Source organism: Streptococcus sp. SS-4456 (assembly GCF_036680365.1).
Classification (GTDB): Bacteria; Bacillota; Bacilli; order Lactobacillales; family Streptococcaceae; genus Streptococcus.
The window spans coordinates 114,792-132,429 of record NZ_JAVIHI010000002.1; the positions used below are offsets into that span (position 1 = coordinate 114,792).

Annotated in this window: 18 protein-coding genes; 10 read left to right on the forward strand and 8 right to left on the reverse strand. The window is 42.7% G+C overall.

The window, feature by feature from the left end:
* Positions 1-39: 39 nt before the first annotated feature.
* Together hisS and RFK25_RS01185 are read right to left on the reverse strand one after the other, a co-directional pair.
* Complete coding sequence (gene hisS, locus RFK25_RS01180) at positions 40-1,320, reverse strand: histidine--tRNA ligase (RefSeq protein WP_332410823.1); 1,281 nt, start codon at positions 1,318-1,320, stop codon at positions 40-42.
* A 114-nt stretch (positions 1,321-1,434) separates the two neighbouring features.
* Positions 1,435-2,136, reverse strand: a complete 702-nt coding sequence (locus tag RFK25_RS01185; protein ID WP_332410825.1) for a hypothetical protein — start codon at positions 2,134-2,136, stop codon at positions 1,435-1,437.
* A gap of 285 nt (positions 2,137-2,421) precedes the next feature.
* Between RFK25_RS01185 and rpmF the strand changes: the two genes are divergently transcribed.
* Both rpmF and rpmG read left to right on the forward strand, forming a co-directional pair.
* Positions 2,422-2,604: a 50S ribosomal protein L32 gene (gene rpmF / locus RFK25_RS01190; protein WP_002937589.1), complete on the forward strand. Its 183-nt coding sequence runs from the start codon at positions 2,422-2,424 to the stop codon at positions 2,602-2,604.
* A gap of 15 nt (positions 2,605-2,619) precedes the next feature.
* Positions 2,620-2,769 (forward strand): 50S ribosomal protein L33, encoded by a 150-nt coding sequence (gene rpmG, locus RFK25_RS01195; protein ID WP_002262412.1) that lies wholly within the window; start codon positions 2,620-2,622, stop codon positions 2,767-2,769.
* Between the two features lie 93 nt (positions 2,770-2,862).
* Here rpmG and RFK25_RS01200 read toward each other — a convergent pair whose 3' ends face one another.
* Both RFK25_RS01200 and RFK25_RS01205 read right to left on the reverse strand, forming a co-directional pair.
* Positions 2,863-3,450 carry an NUDIX hydrolase gene (locus tag RFK25_RS01200; protein WP_443035544.1) on the reverse strand — a complete coding sequence of 196 codons (588 nt, stop codon included), beginning with the start codon at positions 3,448-3,450 and terminating at the stop codon, positions 2,863-2,865.
* 131 nt (positions 3,451-3,581) lie between these two features.
* Positions 3,582-5,114 carry a helicase HerA-like domain-containing protein gene (locus RFK25_RS01205; protein ID WP_332410829.1) on the reverse strand — a complete coding sequence of 511 codons (1,533 nt, stop codon included), beginning with the start codon at positions 5,112-5,114 and terminating at the stop codon, positions 3,582-3,584.
* Between the two features lie 269 nt (positions 5,115-5,383).
* Here RFK25_RS01205 and RFK25_RS01210 point away from each other — a divergent pair, with 269 nt between their 5' ends.
* The 4 genes from RFK25_RS01210 to RFK25_RS01225 all read left to right on the forward strand — a co-directional run bounded on the left by RFK25_RS01210 (position 5,384) and on the right by RFK25_RS01225 (position 8,488).
* Positions 5,384-6,184: a formate/nitrite transporter family protein gene (locus RFK25_RS01210; RefSeq protein WP_172083286.1), complete on the forward strand. Its 801-nt coding sequence runs from the start codon at positions 5,384-5,386 to the stop codon at positions 6,182-6,184.
* 180 nt (positions 6,185-6,364) lie between these two features.
* Entirely contained in the window at positions 6,365-6,691 is a 327-nt protein-coding gene (locus RFK25_RS01215; protein WP_105108268.1) for a PadR family transcriptional regulator, read from the forward strand.
* The gene (locus tag RFK25_RS01220) at positions 6,678-7,433 is read left to right on the forward strand and encodes a DUF1700 domain-containing protein (RefSeq protein ID WP_332410838.1); all 756 of its coding nucleotides are present in this window, start codon (positions 6,678-6,680) and stop codon (positions 7,431-7,433) included. The genes RFK25_RS01215 and RFK25_RS01220 overlap by 14 nt, the downstream gene beginning before the upstream one ends.
* Positions 7,430-8,488, forward strand: a complete 1,059-nt coding sequence (locus tag RFK25_RS01225; protein ID WP_332410839.1) for a DUF4097 family beta strand repeat-containing protein — start codon at positions 7,430-7,432, stop codon at positions 8,486-8,488. The genes RFK25_RS01220 and RFK25_RS01225 overlap by 4 nt, the downstream gene beginning before the upstream one ends.
* 43 nt (positions 8,489-8,531) lie before the next feature.
* Here RFK25_RS01225 and RFK25_RS01230 read toward each other — a convergent pair whose 3' ends face one another.
* Complete coding sequence (locus RFK25_RS01230; protein WP_332410841.1) at positions 8,532-10,991, reverse strand: YhgE/Pip domain-containing protein; 2,460 nt, start codon at positions 10,989-10,991, stop codon at positions 8,532-8,534.
* Between the two features lie 126 nt (positions 10,992-11,117).
* On the opposite strand from RFK25_RS01230, the gene RFK25_RS01235 reads away from it, so the two are divergent.
* The 4 genes from RFK25_RS01235 (at position 11,118) to RFK25_RS01250 (ending at position 14,271) form a co-directional block, all read left to right on the forward strand.
* Positions 11,118-11,648, forward strand: a complete 531-nt coding sequence (locus tag RFK25_RS01235; RefSeq protein WP_332410843.1) for a TetR/AcrR family transcriptional regulator — start codon at positions 11,118-11,120, stop codon at positions 11,646-11,648.
* 83 nt (positions 11,649-11,731) lie between these two features.
* Positions 11,732-12,715, forward strand: coding sequence for an ABC transporter ATP-binding protein (locus RFK25_RS01240; protein ID WP_332410845.1), 984 nt, complete (start codon positions 11,732-11,734; stop codon positions 12,713-12,715).
* On the forward strand, positions 12,708-13,487 hold the full coding sequence (locus RFK25_RS01245) for an ABC transporter permease (RefSeq protein WP_332410847.1): 780 nt from the start codon (positions 12,708-12,710) through the stop codon (positions 13,485-13,487). The genes RFK25_RS01240 and RFK25_RS01245 overlap by 8 nt, the downstream gene beginning before the upstream one ends.
* Before the next feature lies 1 nt (position 13,488).
* Positions 13,489-14,271, forward strand: a complete 783-nt coding sequence (locus RFK25_RS01250) for an ABC transporter permease (protein ID WP_332410849.1) — start codon at positions 13,489-13,491, stop codon at positions 14,269-14,271.
* Positions 14,272-14,318: 47 nt separating this feature from the next.
* Here the strand turns inward: RFK25_RS01250 and RFK25_RS01255 are convergent, their stop codons facing one another.
* The 3 genes from RFK25_RS01255 to RFK25_RS01265 form a co-directional block, all read right to left on the reverse strand.
* Positions 14,319-15,146, reverse strand: coding sequence for a Cof-type HAD-IIB family hydrolase (locus RFK25_RS01255; RefSeq protein ID WP_332410851.1), 828 nt, complete (start codon positions 15,144-15,146; stop codon positions 14,319-14,321).
* A gap of 10 nt (positions 15,147-15,156) precedes the next feature.
* Positions 15,157-16,422: a CapA family protein gene (locus RFK25_RS01260; protein ID WP_332410852.1), complete on the reverse strand. Its 1,266-nt coding sequence runs from the start codon at positions 16,420-16,422 to the stop codon at positions 15,157-15,159.
* A 92-nt stretch (positions 16,423-16,514) separates the two neighbouring features.
* Positions 16,515-17,450, reverse strand: coding sequence for a dihydroorotate oxidase (locus tag RFK25_RS01265; protein ID WP_332410853.1), 936 nt, complete (start codon positions 17,448-17,450; stop codon positions 16,515-16,517).
* Between the last annotated feature and the right edge of the window lie 188 nt (positions 17,451-17,638).

Consider the following 17,638-nt stretch of genomic DNA (forward strand, 5'->3'; position numbering starts at 1 on the left):
TTTGCTTTTAGAACCAGAAAAAAGTAGCAGCCCTCGCTACTACTTGTCTAATTTTTCTAAAATGCTTGCGAAATCTGTTTTTAAGATTTCCAGGCTTGTTTCAACCTGACTTCTAGTCTGGTTATTTTTTACCACAACCTGTCCGCTTTCCAGCTCGCTTCCACCAAGTGTGATAATGGCCTTGGCTCCAAAGACATCTGCTGACTTAAACTGGGCCTTGAGCTTGCGGTCCAGATAGTCGCGCTCTGCTCGGAAACCTTGTTTGCGGATGGCTTGAACCAACTCAAGCGCTCCGCCATTGGCCTCCTGACCTAAAACTGCGATATAGACATCTAACTGGGTGTCGAGAGGAAGCTCGATGCCTTGCTTTTCAAGGACTAGGATGAGACGCTCAATCCCCATACCAAAGCCAAAAGCTGGTGTTTCCGGACCACCGAAATAGGACACCAAGCCATCATAACGGCCACCGGCACAGATGGTCAAATCGTTGCCACCCACTTCTGTCATAAACTCGAAAATAGTGTGGTTGTAGTAGTCCAGACCGCGTACCATGTTGGTGTCAATGGTGTAAGCAATGCCTAGGCTGTCCAACATGGACTTGACCGCTTCAAAGTGGTTTGTACTTTCTTCATCCAGATAGTCCAGGATAGACGGTGCGTTTTCCACAGCAACCTTGTCTTCTTTTTCTTTTGAGTCCAGAACACGCAGGGGATTTTCTTCTAGACGGCGCTGGCTATCCTTAGATAGCTGGTCCTTGAGTGGCGTCAGGTAGTCAATCAAGGCCTGGCGATAAGCGGCACGGCTCTCTGGATTGCCTAGACTGTTGAGGTGGAGGCGGATGTCTTTAATCCCTAACTCCTCAAAGAAGTGGTAGGCCATAGCAATGGTTTCTACGTCTGTCGCTGGATTATTGGAACCAAAGCACTCCACACCAATCTGGTGGAACTGGCGCAGACGACCAGCTTGCGGGCGCTCGTAACGGAACATGGGACCCATGTAGTAGAACTTAGCTGGTTTTTGTACTTCTGGGGCAAAAAGCTTATTTTCTACATAAGAACGGACAACGGGCGCTGTCCCTTCTGGACGGAGGGTGATATGCCGGTCGCCCTTGTCATAGAAATCGTACATTTCCTTGGTCACAATGTCCGTGGTATCCCCAACTGAGCGACTGATAACCTCGTAATGCTCGAAAATTGGTGTGCGAATCTCAGCGTAATTGTACTGTTTGAAAATGCTGCGGGTAAAGTTTTCCACGTACTGCCACTTGGCTGATTCCTGTGGTAGTAAATCCTGGGTTCCTTTTGGTTTTTGAAGTTTCATGGGCTTTCTCATTTCTCTATATCTTGCCCCTTATTTTATCATATTATGGACATTTTTGGAAATGGCAGAGCAGACAAAAATCCATGTCTCCTGACACGACCATGGTTTTAAAAGTTATTTCTTATCTACAATCTGGAAATTCAAGTCGCTCACTTCTATCTCAACCTCAAGTTTTTCTTCGGAGTTGAGATTGAGGAGGTTTTCTAAAGCCGTTTCAGCAAAAGTCGCGACTTTTTCTTGGCGTTCTGCGTCATTCAAGACTTTCTCACTTGTCTTGTAAATGGCTTCTTGGGATTTTTCATTTAAAAATTCCTGTGCCTTTTGTCCAGAGGTGAAAGCATCCACTGCCTTATCGACAAGACCATTGCTATTATTGCTGATTTTGATTTGTCCATGCTGTTGAGAATCAACTTCGACAAGGACAGGCTTCTTGAATGTCAAGGTGTTGTTTTGAATGTGAACATCTGACTGCTCAATTCCTTCCAAGACAAGTTTGAACTCTGTCTGGACAGGAATATCTACAGACATTTCCCGCCCAACAAAGAGCTTGGTAATGGGCTCTGTCCAGTCTGGCCACTCTTCTAATTTATTGTTTTCAAAGGTCTGGTTGGCAGTGGTTGCTACCTCAGCTCCTGCCACAACTAGCTTGCTTTCCGCTTCAAACTTCTTGATAACAAATTCATACTGAACCTTGTGGGTCCCTTGAAACCAAGCAAAAATACTATTTCTGAACCAGATAATACCTAGACCTAAGACCAGCAATAAGACCAAAAGGCTAGCCAACTTTTTCGCGAAAAACTTCCCAACTGTTTTCATACAGTTCTCCTTCATATTTGAATTATCGGAACTTGTCCTACAACCATTATATATATATATATATATATATTGTCAAGTGTTTTTGGCATTTTTTTGACTATTTTAACAAAGTTAGGTAAATTCTGCTCGCTAGAAGCATTTGAGGCAAAAATTTTAAAAAAAATCTGTCAAGTAACTTTACTTTACAAAAAACTTTTGTTATACTGTTAAAGTTGACGAAAGTCATACGCACTATTTTAGATTTAAAAGGGGCTTGGCCCTGACATTTAATGGAGGAAGAAAGAAATGGCAGTACCTGCACGTCGCACTTCAAAAGCGAAGAAAAACAAACGTCGTACTCACTATAAAGTAGCAGCTCCAACTGTGAAATTTGATGAAACTACTGGAGATTACTCACGTTCTCACCGTGTATCTTTGAAAGGATACTACAAAGGACGTAAAATCGCTAAAGCTGCTTCAGCTGAATAGTAGAAGGGAGATACCATGCGCGTAAATATTACACTTGAACACAAAGAATCTGGTGAGCGTTTGTACCTTACTTCAAAAAACAAACGTAACACTCCAGACCGTCTTCAATTGAAAAAATACTCACCAAAATTGCGTAAGCACGTTATTTTTACTGAGGTAAAATAATTGAATTGAAAAAGCACTTGAAATCAATGATTTCAAGTGCTTTTTTTGATTTTATCAAGCCTTCATGTCTACATTTTTAGATAAAAATCATCCTCATAGACGATCGCTCATAATCTCCACAAAGCGATGGGTAAATTGGGCTGTCATGCCCCAGATATTTTCTGGAAGACCTTCGTAAAAGGGTACAGACCTTTGATGGTGACTAAAGGGATAATCAACACCCCCCCGTAAGCGGTCAAAGGGAAAATCGCAATCCGGCAGGACTTTGGAGGTCAAATCATAATATACCGGACTTGTTTGCAGTAGATAGTCTAACGGAACGGTGAACAGGCGAGCTACTTCTTCATTGGGTTGGAGGGCCTGCCAATCCAGATCCAAACAACCAACATAACAACGAATGGTTGACTGGGCAAAGACCAAGTAATCAATCTCTCCCAGTAATTCCACCTGCTCTGGCTTTATATTCAGCTCTTCTACTGCTTCACGGACTGCTGCTTCCTTAGCACTTTCACCAACCTCAACCCTCCCCCCTGGAAAAGATACCTCTCCTGGCTGGGAAATTCCTTCACTACGGACTTGATAAAGGACCTGCCACTGATTGTCTGACCAGACTAATGGCAACAAGACAGCGTACTCGCTTTTTTGTCCCAAAGGTTGGGGCTGATATTCCTTCAAGATCATTCTACTCTCATCAATCATCTCTCTATTCCTTACTAATTAGTGATGCACACCCACTATCTTAACCAATTTCTACCAATCCTACAAGTATCTTGATCCAAAAAACTGAGAAGTTGCCTTCCCAGTTCGTCATCTTATTTTCCTTTTAGCATGCCCATAATACCACGAGTCACCACGCGCCCAACTTCCCGTCCGACCTGACTCATCAGATTCTTGGTAAAGCGGTCCATCATGGAATCCGTTTTGCGACTGGCTGGTTGGCTGGCTTTTTGAGCCGCCTTAGCCGCTTCTTTCTGGGTCTTTTCTTCTATTTTTGCAGCTTCTTTAGCTTCTTTTTCCGCCTGTTTTTCCGCTTCGGCCTGCTCTGCTTTTTGGATAAGTTCGGCTTCTTTTGCCTCTGTCATGGCTAAAATCTGTTCGTGGGCTGATTCACGGTTAACCGCGTCAGCATATTTTTCCATCAAAGGAGAATTATTGATAACTGACAAGAGGGCACTTGGCTCCACGGTTCCTAGCATACTTTTTGGAGGATAAATGGTCACCCGGTCCGCAAAGCTAGGTGTTCCGTCGGCTTGCAAGGTGGACACAACTGCTTCACCTACTTGCAACTCCTGAATAACCTTGGCCAAGTCCTCACCACCTTCTTGACGGAAGGTTTCAGCAACTGTCGCAACTGTTTTGAGCTCTTTTGGTGTAAAGGCACGAAGACCATGCTGGATACGATTACCCAACTGGGCTGCGATGCTATCAGGAATATCCGTCGGATTCTGCGTTACGAAGAAAACCCCTACACCTTTTGAACGAATCAAACGGACAATCAATTCAATCTTTTCAAGAAGAACTTTTGGTGCATCTTTGAAGAGAACATGGGCCTCATCAAAGAAGAAGACCATCTTAGGCTTGTCCAAATCGCCCACCTCAGGTAGGACTTCATAAAGCTCAGACAAAAGGCTGAGAAGAACCGTTGAATACAATGTTGGCTGATTAAACAGCTGAGTAGCTTGGAGAACGTTGATTACCCCACGGCCATCTTCTGCTGTACGCATCAAGTCAGCAATTTCCAGACTTGGCTCACCGAAGAAAATCTTACCACCTTGTTGCTCCAAAACGACCAGGCTACGCAAGATAGCACCAACCGAACGAGCTGGAATATTTCCATAATATTGGCTCAGCTCTGCCGCATTTTCAGCCACAAAATTGAGCATAGCTCGCAGGTCCATCAGGTCAATCAAGAGAAGGCCACGCTCATCTGCAACACTAAATACGATATTCAGTATAGATTCTTGAGTGTCATTCAAGCCCAAAAGGCGTGTCAATAAGACAGGTCCCAACTCTGAAATGGTCATGCGGACAGGAGTCCCATTTTCCCCCAAGACATCCCACAACTCAACTGGATAGCCAACTGGACTATAATCATGATAGTGAGTCTTCTCTAGACGACTAGGATCAATCTCCTTGGTATTGGCCGCAACCAAGCTATTCAAATCACCCTTGATGTCTGATAGAAAGACAGGAATGCCCGCGTCACTCAACTGTTCCGCCAAGACCTTTAAGGTCACTGTCTTCCCTGTACCTGTCGCACCTGCGATGATTCCATGGCGATTGAGCCGCTTGAGCTGCATCTCCGCTCGACTGTTTCCATAGCCAAAAGCAATAACATCTGACATATTCTAGCCTCATTTCCGATTTTTTCTAGCTTTATTGTAGCATAGTTTTCAGGAAAATAGCAGAGCAGATAACTTAGCTTTCACATAAAATATTCATATACATTCTTTCTACATATCATGATTTTCAGACAAATGAAGGTCATCTGTCAATTGATAACGGTTACTTTTGTTTTTTACTGAAAAACACTTACTTTTTTAGCGGTTTTCTGTTATACTCTTTTATTGTGAGAACATTCTCAAATACGTTTTAAAATACAAAGGGGATTATTATGGCAGCACAACCAGATTCGCTGATTTATAATATCGACAAAAGTATCAAGAAAAAAGCAGACTTGATCGAAAACAACTACTTTGCCTATGCTATTCGTGCAACCATGGCTAGTGTCTATCTAGCAATCGGTTTGGCCATCTCAGTTTATACGGCTGACAAGCTCAATCATATCGTCCCTGATTTAGGAAAATTCAGTTACGCTTTGATGTTTGGTTGGTGCTTGGTCATGATTTTGTATATGAACGCTGAGCTCGGTACTTCAAACATGATGTATATGACTTCTGCTGTTCACCGCAAGGTCATTCCTACTAAAACTGCTTTGAAAATCTTAGCAACATGTATTTTCTTCAACTTTGTCGGTGCGGTTATCGTCTGCTACCTCTTGTCTTTGACCTTACCATACCAACATATTGATCCACACAGCTACTTGTTAGAAGCAACTGTTGCTAAACTTGCCAAGACACCATTAACACAGTTTGTGGAAGGAATCTTTGCCAATATCGTTGTAAACATTGCTGTGTTTGTTACCATGCGTATGAAAGACGATGCAGGTCGTGTTATCTCATTGATCTTTATCATCTTTATCTTCGCCTTCCTTGGCTTTGAGCACGTTATCGCAAACTTCTCTACCTTCTCACTTGCCTTCTTTGCAAATGGTGGACCAGTTGAAGGAATGAATCTCTTGAGCGTACTAAGCAACTTCCTCTTCTCAGGACTTGGAAACTACGTTGGTGGTGGTCTCTTAATCGGTCTTCTCTATAGCTGGTTGAGCGATAAATCAAAACTTTACGTTGACTAATATAACTGTTTACGGTTGGAAATCCAACCGTATTTTTTTTGTAATTTTTGCACATATATTCTTGACAAAATATTTGTTTAGGTGTATATTTAACATATAACAAGATTTGATATATAACAAATAACGAATATATGCCAAATCTAAACCTACTCACCCAACTATCAAAGAAAGGAGTGTCCTATGCATTTTCCAGTCCCCGCAGTGCTGACAGAATTTCTCATCATGGCTATTTTAGAATCCGATGATTCCTACGGATACGAAATCTGTCAGACCATCAAACTGATTGCCAACATCAAGGAGTCCGCCCTCTATCCCATCCTGAAAAAGCTAGAGCAGAATGACTTTTTGACCACCTACTCCCAAGAATACCAAGGCCGTATGCGCAAGTATTATAGCCTGACCCAGCTAGGCCATGAAGAACTGGTTCGGCTCAAAGATGATTGGGACACCTACACAACAACCATCAACGGTATTATAGAAGGGAGCGTCCGCCATGACAAGAACTGAGTACATGGAGCAGTTAGAAAAACACCTGAAAAAACTACCCCACAAGGAATACTTTGAAGCCATCAACTTCTTTAATGAATACTTTGACGAGGCTGGTCCAGAACGGGAAGCAGACATTATCGAAGAACTAGGCTCACCAAAAGAAGCTGCCAGCGAACTCATTAACAATATTCTCAATAAGCAAATTCAAGAGGATAAAGAAAGAAAAGAACCGCTCCAGCTAACTTGGAAGCACTGGGCTGGACTGGGAGCCTTGAGTATGCTGGGATTATTTTCCTTCTTCCTACTCTTTATCATGGGAGAATTTATAGGATTTATTCCATTGTTTGCGACCCTTATCCTTGGAGCCTTTTTCCTCGGTCGTTACTTCCGCAATTTTAGCCAGACCAAACGAACACTCTGGTTAGCCATCCTTGCAATCATTTCCCTGCCCATCGCCATTCCTCTCCTGCTTATTCTACTAGCTAGCCTATTGGGTTTAACGGCGCTCATCTTGGCCCTCATTGTCGGCGCCTTTGCTTTGGGTGTCGGACTTCTCACCAGCGGTGGCTATCTGATTTGGGAAGCCTTTAGCCTTATGTCAGAAGGTTTCAATATCTTCCTCATGGGGTTTGGGTCAGGTTTGTCTTTGATTGGCGGAGCTATTCTCATCTACATCTTGACTGGATTTTTTGCCTACTGGTCTTGGCGACTGGTCAAGGATTGCTTCAAATGGATCTTGAAACGAGGTAAACGAGCATGAAAAAGAAACTAACCATCGCCATTATTATCGGCTTTGTCAGCCTGATTGTTGGCTTAATTCTAGCTGGAATTGGATTTTTTACAGGAGGCATTACTGGTTTGGTAGAGGTAGCTGCTCCCAAGGAAATTCACCAAGCTTACACCGACCTGAATAGCATTAAAGTTGACTTTATCCCTCATAGCGTCTACATCAAAGAATCTAGTGACAGCAACTACCATGTGACTTATGCTAATTCTGACAACAATATGCAGAGCCCACTAAGTCTATCCGAAAAAGATGGGACATTAACACTTACCTCTCAAAGACGAGAGTTTAAAATCGAAGGAATTATGCAGTTTTTTGGGGAACTCTTAGCCCAACGAGGTATTGATGTCAACACCGTTACCATTGAAATTCCAAAAGGAAAGACCTTGAATAAATTGGAAGGTCATAGCATAGATTTCTATTACGGTAGTATCTTCAGCATAGAGAATGTCCATATCAAAGAAATCAATCTAGAAGGTAATGTCGATCTCACCAATACCCACATCGACAGCGGCAAGCTATATAGCCGATCCTTTCATGCCACCAACTCTAGTCTGAAAAATCTTGACATTTCTGCAGATAATGGCGGTCGCCTTTCTGAAACCAATCTTGAAAATGTCAAGATTACGAATTACTACGAATTGAAGACTATCAAAATCAGTCTAAAAGGAAATAATAGCTTCACCCCTGCTAAGGTCGGTTCATCCACTCATACCATACTTGACTTGACAGAGCAAAGCCTACAAGACATCAATCTCAATATTAACACGCAGTTTGATCTAATGGCACTGGCTCAAGAACAGGGCTACTACGCAGAAACGGAACAAGAACTAGAAGAAATGATGGGGGACATCACCTATCTCAAGGAAGCAATGGAGCGCATGGGAATTTACACCAGCGGAGTGTATGAGAAACTCCCTGTCAAAAAAGAAGACAGCAAGCACAGTCTGACCCTAGAAAACAAAAACAGTAAAAATAGCCTGACCATTGACGCTGTCAATGCAAGCATAGCTTTCGAAGAATCAAAATAAATTCAGAAAACCAACTGTTCACCTAGAGCAGTTGGTTTTATTCTTATTCATCTTTTTGATTATAAATCAAGAGACCGAATCCCATGAAGCCTATTAAGAAGAGGCTCAGTATCCAAACTTGATGACTACTATTTCCAACCATAGAAATGGTTTGACGAAGACCTGAAACAGAATAGGTCATTGGAAGATAGGGCTGAATGACTTGGAAGAAGCGTGGGCTGAGTTCAATTGGATAGGTACCTGCACTTGAGCCAAGCTGTAGTAACAAGATAATTAAACTTGCGAAGGATCCGAAACGATTGTTCCAACCTACCAGAGCTGTAACGAGGGCCATGAAGGTCCAAGAAGCTAAGAGGATTAATCCCAAGGTTGCCATTGGATGAGCCGGTTCGATTCCAATCAAACGAAGAACACCGTACAGAATCAATGCTGCCAGGCTGGCAATGGTCCCATTGAGCAAGAGTTTTCCTTTGGCCCAGTCCCAACGATTTTTGTAGGAGCGATTATCAATATGTTTGACAAAAATAACATTCGCTGATAAGGCTGCAACCATTAGGGCAACAGACACCATGTAAGGAGCCATGCCGACTCCGTTGGTCTTCACATCATCTTGGTCACTGTGTTCCAAGGTGACTGGTTGAGAAACCGCTTGTGCATTTTTATCTTCTACAGAGACGACTGATAGTTGTTGACTGGCTGAGCTGAGTGAATTCGTTAGGGTTTCACTACCTGTACGGAGGCTAGTAATACCGCTTGTCAAGGTTTGACCGCCACTTGCTAATTGATCCGCACCAGAAATCAATTGCTGACTACCAGAAGCCAGTTGTCCTGAACCACTGACAAGTTGACTGGAGTTGGATGCTAAGATTGCCAATCCTGATGTTAACTGGCTACCTCCTGATTGGATGCTGCTATTGTTTGCAACCAACTGGGCTCCACCTGCTGCTAATTGAGCAACACCTGCGGTGTAGGCTGTTACTCCTGACATGAGCTGACTTGCTCCATTTGATAATTGCGTTTGAAGTTGACTCACACCACTCGTCAAGGCTTGAGTTCCTGGTAGAACTTGCTGGTTCAAGGCGGCATTGACCTGACTCAAGCCACTTGATAGGTTTTCAATGGCTGTTGTGGCACCTGGCAACGCTTGATTGGCAGCCGTGTTGATCTGACCGACAGCTGATTGCAATTGACCTAATTGCGTTCCAAGACCAGAAAGACTTTGTAGACTAGATAAGGCTTGACTGAGTTGCGACAATTGACCCAAAATCGTTTGGGCTACTGCCGCTGTTGCCGAAGGTGAATTTTGGAGGGCGCCAACCAATTCAGCTTGCTGATCAGCAGGCAAGTGTTGATAGGTAGCCGTTGCTTGCAAGGCTTCAATGCCGGCTGTTTTATCAGCTTGGGCCGCTGTCAACAAGCCTTGAGCCTGGGCCCCCATCTCCGTCAAGAGGCTAGATAGAGTAGAGGTATCAACTGCAAGTCCTCCGATACTTGATAGGCTATCATTTAATTGATTGATGGCTGCCTGCAACTGAGGAAGTCCAGTCAATAAGACCTGTATTTGACTAGACTGTTCAGCAGATAAACTGGTTGAACTAGCGAGTTGCTCCAAGCCTGCCTGCAATTGATTGGCCCCTGTTACCAGTTGTTCAACCTGACTGGCTCCTGATTGCAATTGTCCCACTCCAGCGATGAGCTGAGAGGAATTGGCATTTAATTGCTCCGCACCTGAAGCAAGACTAGCTACCCCATTTGTGTAAGTCGTTAAGCCACTGGCAAGTGTTTGACTACCTGTTGCAGCTTGATTAACTCCATCTGTGTAAGACACTACTCCGGTGGCCAATTGATTTGCTCCTGACACGAGTGATTGGCCCGAAGTCGTTAAAGTAGTCAGTCCATTTGAAAGTGTTTCACTACCTGATTCCAATTGACTAGCACCATTTGTTAATTGTTGGCTACCATCTGCCGCCTCGACCATGCCGTTTTGAATTTCTCTCATACTGTCAAATACAGCAGTTGTGTATGTTTCGGTAATTGTCTCTGAAACAGATGTCTTTAATTTCTCCATAGCTGATTCGCCCATCTTAGAAGCAACAAAGCTGTGACCTTTAGATGTTTGATAGGAAATCGTTATCGGTTCAGGCTGATTCGTCAAGAGACTGGATGCTTTTTCTGATAAATCTTCTGGTAGGGTAATGACCATGTAATAGTCCCCTTCTTCCAAGCCTTTTTCCGCATCTGTTTCTGATACAAAGTGGAAATCCAGGCTCTTGCTCTCTTTCATATTACCCACCATATCATCACCAATGGTGAGGGTTTTATCTTGAAAGCTCGCCGACTGGTCTTGATTGACAACTGCTACAGGCAACTGGTCTAGTCGGCCGTAAGGGTCCCACATAGAGGTTAGGAAACTAATGTTATATAAGGCTGGGACACAGGCAACACCGAGAATGGTGATCAAGGTCATTGGTTTTTTAAAAAAATTCTTTACTTTTTCCGACATAAGAACCTCCTTTAGACAACCTGTCCAAAAACTGACAAAATATATTATACAAGTATCATTTTCAAAATCAAGTAATAAGAATTGTTTTTTTGGACAATGTGTCTAAAAATGTTTAAAAGGAGTAAAATGGGAACAGATAATCGGAAAGAACGGACACGACAGGCTATTTTAGAAGCCATGATTACTTGTCTTGAATTGCAACCTTTTAACGAAATTACAACCACACACCTGGCAAGTCAAGCCGGCATCAGCCGTTCCAGTTTTTATACACATTATAAGGATAAATATGAATTGATTGAGGCCTATCAAAAAGATTTATTTCATCAATTCGAATACATTTTTGACCGTCATGGGCAGAATAGAACGCAAGTTTTTTTAGAAATTTTTCAATTACTTTATCGAGAACAACTCCTTTCTGCCTTGCTCAGTCATCATGGTACACAGGAAATTCAACAATTTCTAATCCATAAGGTCCGCATATTGATTGCAAGGGATTTGAAAGAATATTTCAAAGAACCATTATCAGAAATGGAAGAAGAATACCGTAGCATTTATTTTTCACATGCCTTCTTCGGTATCATGCAGGTATGGATAAAAAATGGGAAGCAAGAATCACCTCAATTCATGACGGATTTTCTAATCAAAATGTTACCGTAAACATTATTTTCTGCCCTCACAACTTAAGAAATATGGTATAATAGCTATATCGTGCAAACGTTTTCTTAAAAGGAGATAATGAAATGATTCAGGCAGAACATCTATCAAAAACCTATTCTATTATCGATAAGGAAGTGGGACTTAAAGGCTCTATCAAGGCCTTTTTCAAGCCCAAGAAAAAGGCCATTCCTGCTGTTCAAGATATTTCTTTACAGGTAGGAAAAGGAGAAATCATCGGCTATATCGGCTCCAACGGTTCTGGTAAATCCACCACCATCAAAATGCTGACAGGTGTTCTCTATCCAGACCAGGGCTCCGTCCGCATCAATAGGCTCAATCCACAAGAAAACCGCAAGGCTGTCAATAAGCAAATCGGCGTTCTCTTTGGACAAAAATCTCACTTGGATTGGAACTTGCCTGTCCAGGAATCTTTTATCCTTCACGCAAAAATCTACGATGTCCCAGATAAGATTTTCAAAGAAAGATTAGCTGTCTTGATTGATCTATTGGACTTGGATGATATTATGAAGCAACCAATCCGCAACCTCTCTTTGGGCCAACGGGTTCGTTGTGAATTTGCGGCTATCTTTATCCACCAGCCTGCTGTTGTCTTTTTAGATGAGCCAACCATTGGCTTGGATGCCAGTGTCAAGGAAACCATTCGCTCCTTCATCCGCTATATGAATCAAGAATACCAGACCACTTTTTTGATTACTTCCCATGATATGAAGGACATCGAAAGCCTCTGTGAGCGGATTTTTATCATTGATAAGGGCAAAAAAGTCTACGATGGTTCACTGACCATCCTCAAGGAACGCTTTTCCACAGTGAAAACCATTCTCTTCTCCACAGAAAAACCAATTGAAAAAGCCTTGCAAGTGGATGGCTGGGAATTTGAACGAATAGATGATTTTCACTTTGAAATCCATTATCAAAGCAAGCTTTGGACTAGCGCCCAGGTGATTGAGCAAGTTTTCAATCATTATGCCATTGAAGATGTTACTATGAAGGAATTGGAAATTGAAACTATGGTCCGCCAAATTTATGAGGAGGGTATCCATGCGTAAGTATCTCTACCTGACCCGCCTGACCATGATGAACGCCATGCAGTACAAGGCCTTCTTTCTAGCGACTTTCGTTTCACTGGCAGTGAAGATTTTGGTAGCTCTCTATGTCTGGAAAACCATTTTCTTCACTCAACCAGAAGTCAATGGCTTTACCCTACAAACCTTTACTACATATATCATCTTTGCTAATCTACTAGCCAGTTTAAATTCTTTCTCACTCGGAGAAGATTTGTCCCATAGCATTTTAAAAGGAAGCATTGCTGGAGAATTTCTTAGACCCTATTCCTTTATTCTAGCCCTCTTTTTCAAAGACCTTGGAAATAAGCTCTTGGAACTGATAAAATTTGCCATCGTATTTATCGGTATCTTACTTGTTCATCAGGATTTTTATCTACCTGACGGAAAAACTATTTTGCTCTTTCTAGTCAGCTCCATCCTCGGGATGTTTATCGTTCAATTACTGGATATGGCTTTTGGCTTCTTAACATTTTTTACGGTCAATGCCTGGGGAGTGATGTTGCTCCGAATGGGGCTTTTCAATCTAGCCTCTGGGGCACTATTGCCACTCAGTTTCTATCCACAGTCTGTGGAAAACTTTTTGAAACTCCTTCCCTATAATTATGCGGTTAACGTTCCAGTTTCCATTTTATTGGGACAGGAAAGCGATCTAAGAGCTTTGGGCTTGCAAGTTCTCTGGATACCATTCCTCGTTCTCTTCATCACTGCTCTTTGGTCCCAAGCCAAGCGTCGTATTGTCATTTTTGGAGGTTAACATGAAGAAATATATCAGCCTCTATCTATATAACATCAAGGTCTACATGATGGCCCAGATGTCCTTTCGGGTGGACTTCTTCATTGGGCTTTTCTCCTCTTTGATTGAACAAATTGTCTACTTGATTTTCCTCAATATTCTCTTTGGAAATATCAAGGAAATCGCTGGTTTTAACTACGGTCAAATGCTTTTCATCTATGGAATAGCCACCGTCGGACGCTCCATTCACTTGATATTCTTTGACAATCTCTGGATGTTCGGCAGTCGCTACATCCGACAAGGCGAATTTGAACGCCTCCTCCTCATGCCTGTCAATCCTCTTTTTCAACTGATTTGTGAACGAATTCAGCCACAAGGAATCGGAACAACCATTATCGGTTCCCTTGCACTTGTTCAGGCTTCAAATGAGCTAGGCATGGAATGGAGTCTTGGAAAACTAGCCCTACTAATCTTTATTGCCATTTGTATCGGTCTACTCTATGCAGCTATTCAGTTGGGACCAACTGCTCTAGCATTTTGGATTGTGGAATCATTTCCTTTGACTATGGGAATTTTCGCCCTCAATCAGATGGCTCAATACCCACTCAATATCTATCCAAAAATCATTCAAATCCTGCTGATTTTTGTTTTCCCTTACGCCTTCACTGCCTATTTCCCAGCCCTCTACTTCTTAGACTTATCTATGTGGGGACTGGCCTTGCCACTGGTGGTAATGGTCCTATTTTCTATCAATTATAAACTCTTCCGCTACGGCATGACCAAATTCACTAGCGTAGGAAATTAAAAAAGCTAGAGTTCTCAATACTGAGAATTCTAGCTTTTTCTATATCTTTATAGAAAAAGTTCTTCAAGCACCTGTAATACTCCAGCTTCCAAATAGCTAGGTGCTTGGTATTTGGCAACCGCCTTGACCTTGTCTGTCGCATTTTCCATGGCATAGGAATAGCCAACATAGGACAACAATTCGATATCATTATCCGAATCACCAAAGGCCATCACCTGATTAGGTTCGATATCCAAACAGGTCAAAACCTGTTCCAAGCCCCATGCCTTATGGATACCCTGCGGTAGAATGTCAACGGAACCATAGCCACTGGTGACTGCAACCAGCTGACCTTGGAAAGCCTGATTAAAGTCTTCCGTTATCGACTCCACACGCGCTTCCGGAACCCAGAGACCAACCTTATAAATCGGCTCAGAAATATGATAGGCACTCAGGTCATCTAAATAGGTCACACGACTTTGGAAGGCAGCCATCTGAGCTGGTTCTATTGGCAAATCAGTCCCTGCAAATGGCATACCAGACCCAACCTGCATATAAATGTTTTCTTCATTCGACAACATCAGACACACATCCGCCCAACGGCCTTTGAAATAGTCTAAAACTGCTCTGATTTCTTCTTGCTGAATGCTTCGCCGAATGATGGTTTTGCCAGCTTGATAGACATGGGAACCATTATCTGCTACAAAAATCAAGCGTTCTTCAAATCCTTTAAAGAGTTGAAGTAATCTACCTATTCCATTGCCACTAGCGATGACAAATGGAATAGCTCTCTCTTCTAGCTTATCCAAAATCCATGCAAAACGTTCTCTGTCAAAACTCCCTTGACCATCTAAGAAAGTCCCATCCATATCTGTTGCTACTAATCGAACTGTCATAGGTCACTCCTTACCAATTCAGATTTACAAAATCCTTCATTTCTTGATAGGCTAGATCCACACGCGCCTGGGTATCTGGGTCCAGCTGTCCATAATACTGTCCACCTGCGATCCAATCTTGCAGAATATAGGTCTGATAGGCAAATTGCTCATAGCCTTCTGACGAGTAAGTCCCCTTAGACCAGCGATTGACCCAGGTCGGATGGGCTTGAGCCGTTTGAATACTTGTTTGCCCATTCTCTTTCTGAATAGTAAGATCCATCAAGACACCTCTTTCTGTCCACTGAGCATTTGGAGTATCTTCCATACTTTCGATACGCTGATTTGACAGGAAGTTGCCCATAGAATAGATAATCAATTTTCTCTGACCGTCTTTCTCAAGAATTTCTGCCGGCTCGACTACATGGGGATGACCTCCCAAAACAATGTCAGCTCCCCAACCAATCATTTGATGGTAGATACTGGTCTGCTCCTCCGTTGGTTCCAACTGATATTCCACACCCGTCTGTGGCATGACAATGGTAATATCCGCCTCTTTTTCTGCTCGTTCAATCTCAGCCTGCATCTTTTCAAGATTAAAATCTGATAGGTAGCCATCGTACTCTTCCTGACTAAGCAAGACTTCCAAACCATTGAAGCCATAGGCATAGGCCAAAACAGCTATACGGATACCATTGACCTCTCGAATATAGAGCGGCGCAGTTGAGCGATTTCCTTCGGCATAGACACCAACAGTGTCCACACCAGCTTCTCTAAAGGTATGGACCGTGGAAACCAGGCCAGACAGATGGGAGTCCAAGATATGATTGTGGGCCAAATCGACCAAATCATAGCCTGCATCACGGATGTTACTAGCCACGATACTGGGAGCATTGAAGAGCGGATAACCCGCCAGATCCATATCTGGAGAAATAGTCCCCTCAAAATCTGCTATGGCAAAATCAGCCTGCTCAATCCAAGGCTTAACATAGGTAAAGTTCTCAGAAAAATCATAGCTCCCATCTACTTGCTCTGCCCCACGAAGAATAGGCAAATGATAGAGCAAATCACCGTGGGCCATAATGCGAGCGGTCCTTACCTCATTCTCTCCCTGACCTGTTTGACTAGTCTGACTAGCTTCGTCTTGTAATTGACTTACCGTGCTCGGTGCCAACAACTCCAAGAGTACAATAAGAGCCAACAAAAACAAGGCTAGGCAAGCAATTCCTATCAACTGCTTTTGACTTCTTGCTGAAGATACCCTCTTAGAACGATTATAAGTCCTAGACCGTGACATCCAATCACCTCCATATCTCTACATTTATTATACGCCTTTCGCCCTCAAAAATCTATAGAAAAAGCGGGATTAGCCTCCCACTCCCTATCTTATTAGTCCATATAGTGCAACTTCCCACGAAAATCTTCGATCTTCTCATAGCCCTTCTCTGCCATAATAGCCTGCAATTCCTCAGTAATACGCTCAAAGGCAGCTAGCCCTTCCTTTTGAAGAGTTGTACCGATTTGGACCATGCTGGCGCCACAAAGGATATGTTCGAAAGCATCACGTCCCGTCAAAACGCCACCTGTTCCAATAATCTGAATTTCTGGTTTTAAACGCTGATAAAAGGCATGGACATTGGCCAAGGCAGTCGGTTTGATATATTCACCTCCGATGCCACCAAAACCATTCTTGGGCTTGATCACTACTTGCTCATCTTCAATGTACAAGCCATTCCCAACAGAGTTGACGCAATTGACAAACTTGAGCGGGAATTGATTGAATATAGCAGCCGCCTGATCAAAATGAACAATATCAAAGTAAGGTGGTAATTTGATACCCAGAGGTTTAGTGAAATAGCTGAAAACTTCTCTTAGAATTGTTTCCGTTGTTTCAAAATCATAGGCAATCTGCGGTTTGCCAGGTACATTTGGACAGGAAAGATTGAGCTCAACCAATCCCATAAAGTCACTAGCTTCTACAGTTTTTAAAATCTCATGTGTTTCATCTGGCGACATGCCTACCAAGGACAAAACAAAGGTTCTATTTGGTTCAGTTTCCTGTAATTCTAGTAGATAATCCAAATAGTAAGCCAAGCCCTGATTTGGCAAGCCCATGGAGTTAATGGAACCAAGTGGCACATTCTGATAACGCGGTTCGGGATTGCCAGCTCGGTAGTCCAAGGTTGCTGTTTTGGTCACAAAGGTCCCCGCCACAGAATCCTTGACCGCAGCCAACTCTTCCTTGGTCATACACCAAACCCCTGCCGCATTCATCAAGCAGTTGTCAAACGAAAATCCGCCTAGTCTTGTTGCTGTTGAAACCATAAACTACTCCTCAACTTTTTATTTTTCTCATTATAGCATGTAAAACAAACAAGCTTAAAACAAGAACTATTAACGTTCGTCTTTTAAGCAAAAAAATCCCGTGTTGTAAAATGAAGTGCAACAAAAAAGACATGTTCGTCTGATATACTAGAATTCCCCAACTCAGTATAGAAAGCAGATGAACATGT

Excerpts from the sequence above, each read along its gene's own strand:
- hisS (WP_332410823.1), bottom strand. The coding sequence starts at position 1,320 with ATGAAACTTCAAAAACCAAAAGGAACCCAGGATTTACTACCACAGGAA.
- RFK25_RS01185 (WP_332410825.1), bottom strand. The coding sequence starts at position 2,136 with ATGAAAACAGTTGGGAAGTTTTTCGCGAAAAAGTTGGCTAGCCTTTTG.
- rpmF (WP_002937589.1), top strand. The coding sequence starts at position 2,422 with ATGGCAGTACCTGCACGTCGCACTTCAAAAGCGAAGAAAAACAAACGT.
- rpmG (WP_002262412.1), top strand. The coding sequence starts at position 2,620 with ATGCGCGTAAATATTACACTTGAACACAAAGAATCTGGTGAGCGTTTG.
- RFK25_RS01200 (WP_443035544.1), bottom strand. The coding sequence starts at position 3,450 with ATGATCTTGAAGGAATATCAGCCCCAACCTTTGGGACAAAAAAGCGAG.
- RFK25_RS01205 (WP_332410829.1), bottom strand. The coding sequence starts at position 5,114 with ATGTCAGATGTTATTGCTTTTGGCTATGGAAACAGTCGAGCGGAGATG.
- RFK25_RS01210 (WP_172083286.1), top strand. The coding sequence starts at position 5,384 with ATGGCAGCACAACCAGATTCGCTGATTTATAATATCGACAAAAGTATC.
- RFK25_RS01215 (WP_105108268.1), top strand. The coding sequence starts at position 6,365 with ATGCATTTTCCAGTCCCCGCAGTGCTGACAGAATTTCTCATCATGGCT.
- RFK25_RS01220 (WP_332410838.1), top strand. The coding sequence starts at position 6,678 with ATGACAAGAACTGAGTACATGGAGCAGTTAGAAAAACACCTGAAAAAA.
- RFK25_RS01225 (WP_332410839.1), top strand. The coding sequence starts at position 7,430 with ATGAAAAAGAAACTAACCATCGCCATTATTATCGGCTTTGTCAGCCTG.
- RFK25_RS01230 (WP_332410841.1), bottom strand. The coding sequence starts at position 10,991 with ATGTCGGAAAAAGTAAAGAATTTTTTTAAAAAACCAATGACCTTGATC.
- RFK25_RS01235 (WP_332410843.1), top strand. The coding sequence starts at position 11,118 with ATGGGAACAGATAATCGGAAAGAACGGACACGACAGGCTATTTTAGAA.
- RFK25_RS01240 (WP_332410845.1), top strand. The coding sequence starts at position 11,732 with ATGATTCAGGCAGAACATCTATCAAAAACCTATTCTATTATCGATAAG.
- RFK25_RS01245 (WP_332410847.1), top strand. The coding sequence starts at position 12,708 with ATGCGTAAGTATCTCTACCTGACCCGCCTGACCATGATGAACGCCATG.
- RFK25_RS01250 (WP_332410849.1), top strand. The coding sequence starts at position 13,489 with ATGAAGAAATATATCAGCCTCTATCTATATAACATCAAGGTCTACATG.
- RFK25_RS01255 (WP_332410851.1), bottom strand. The coding sequence starts at position 15,146 with ATGACAGTTCGATTAGTAGCAACAGATATGGATGGGACTTTCTTAGAT.
- RFK25_RS01260 (WP_332410852.1), bottom strand. The coding sequence starts at position 16,422 with ATGTCACGGTCTAGGACTTATAATCGTTCTAAGAGGGTATCTTCAGCA.
- RFK25_RS01265 (WP_332410853.1), bottom strand. The coding sequence starts at position 17,450 with ATGGTTTCAACAGCAACAAGACTAGGCGGATTTTCGTTTGACAACTGC.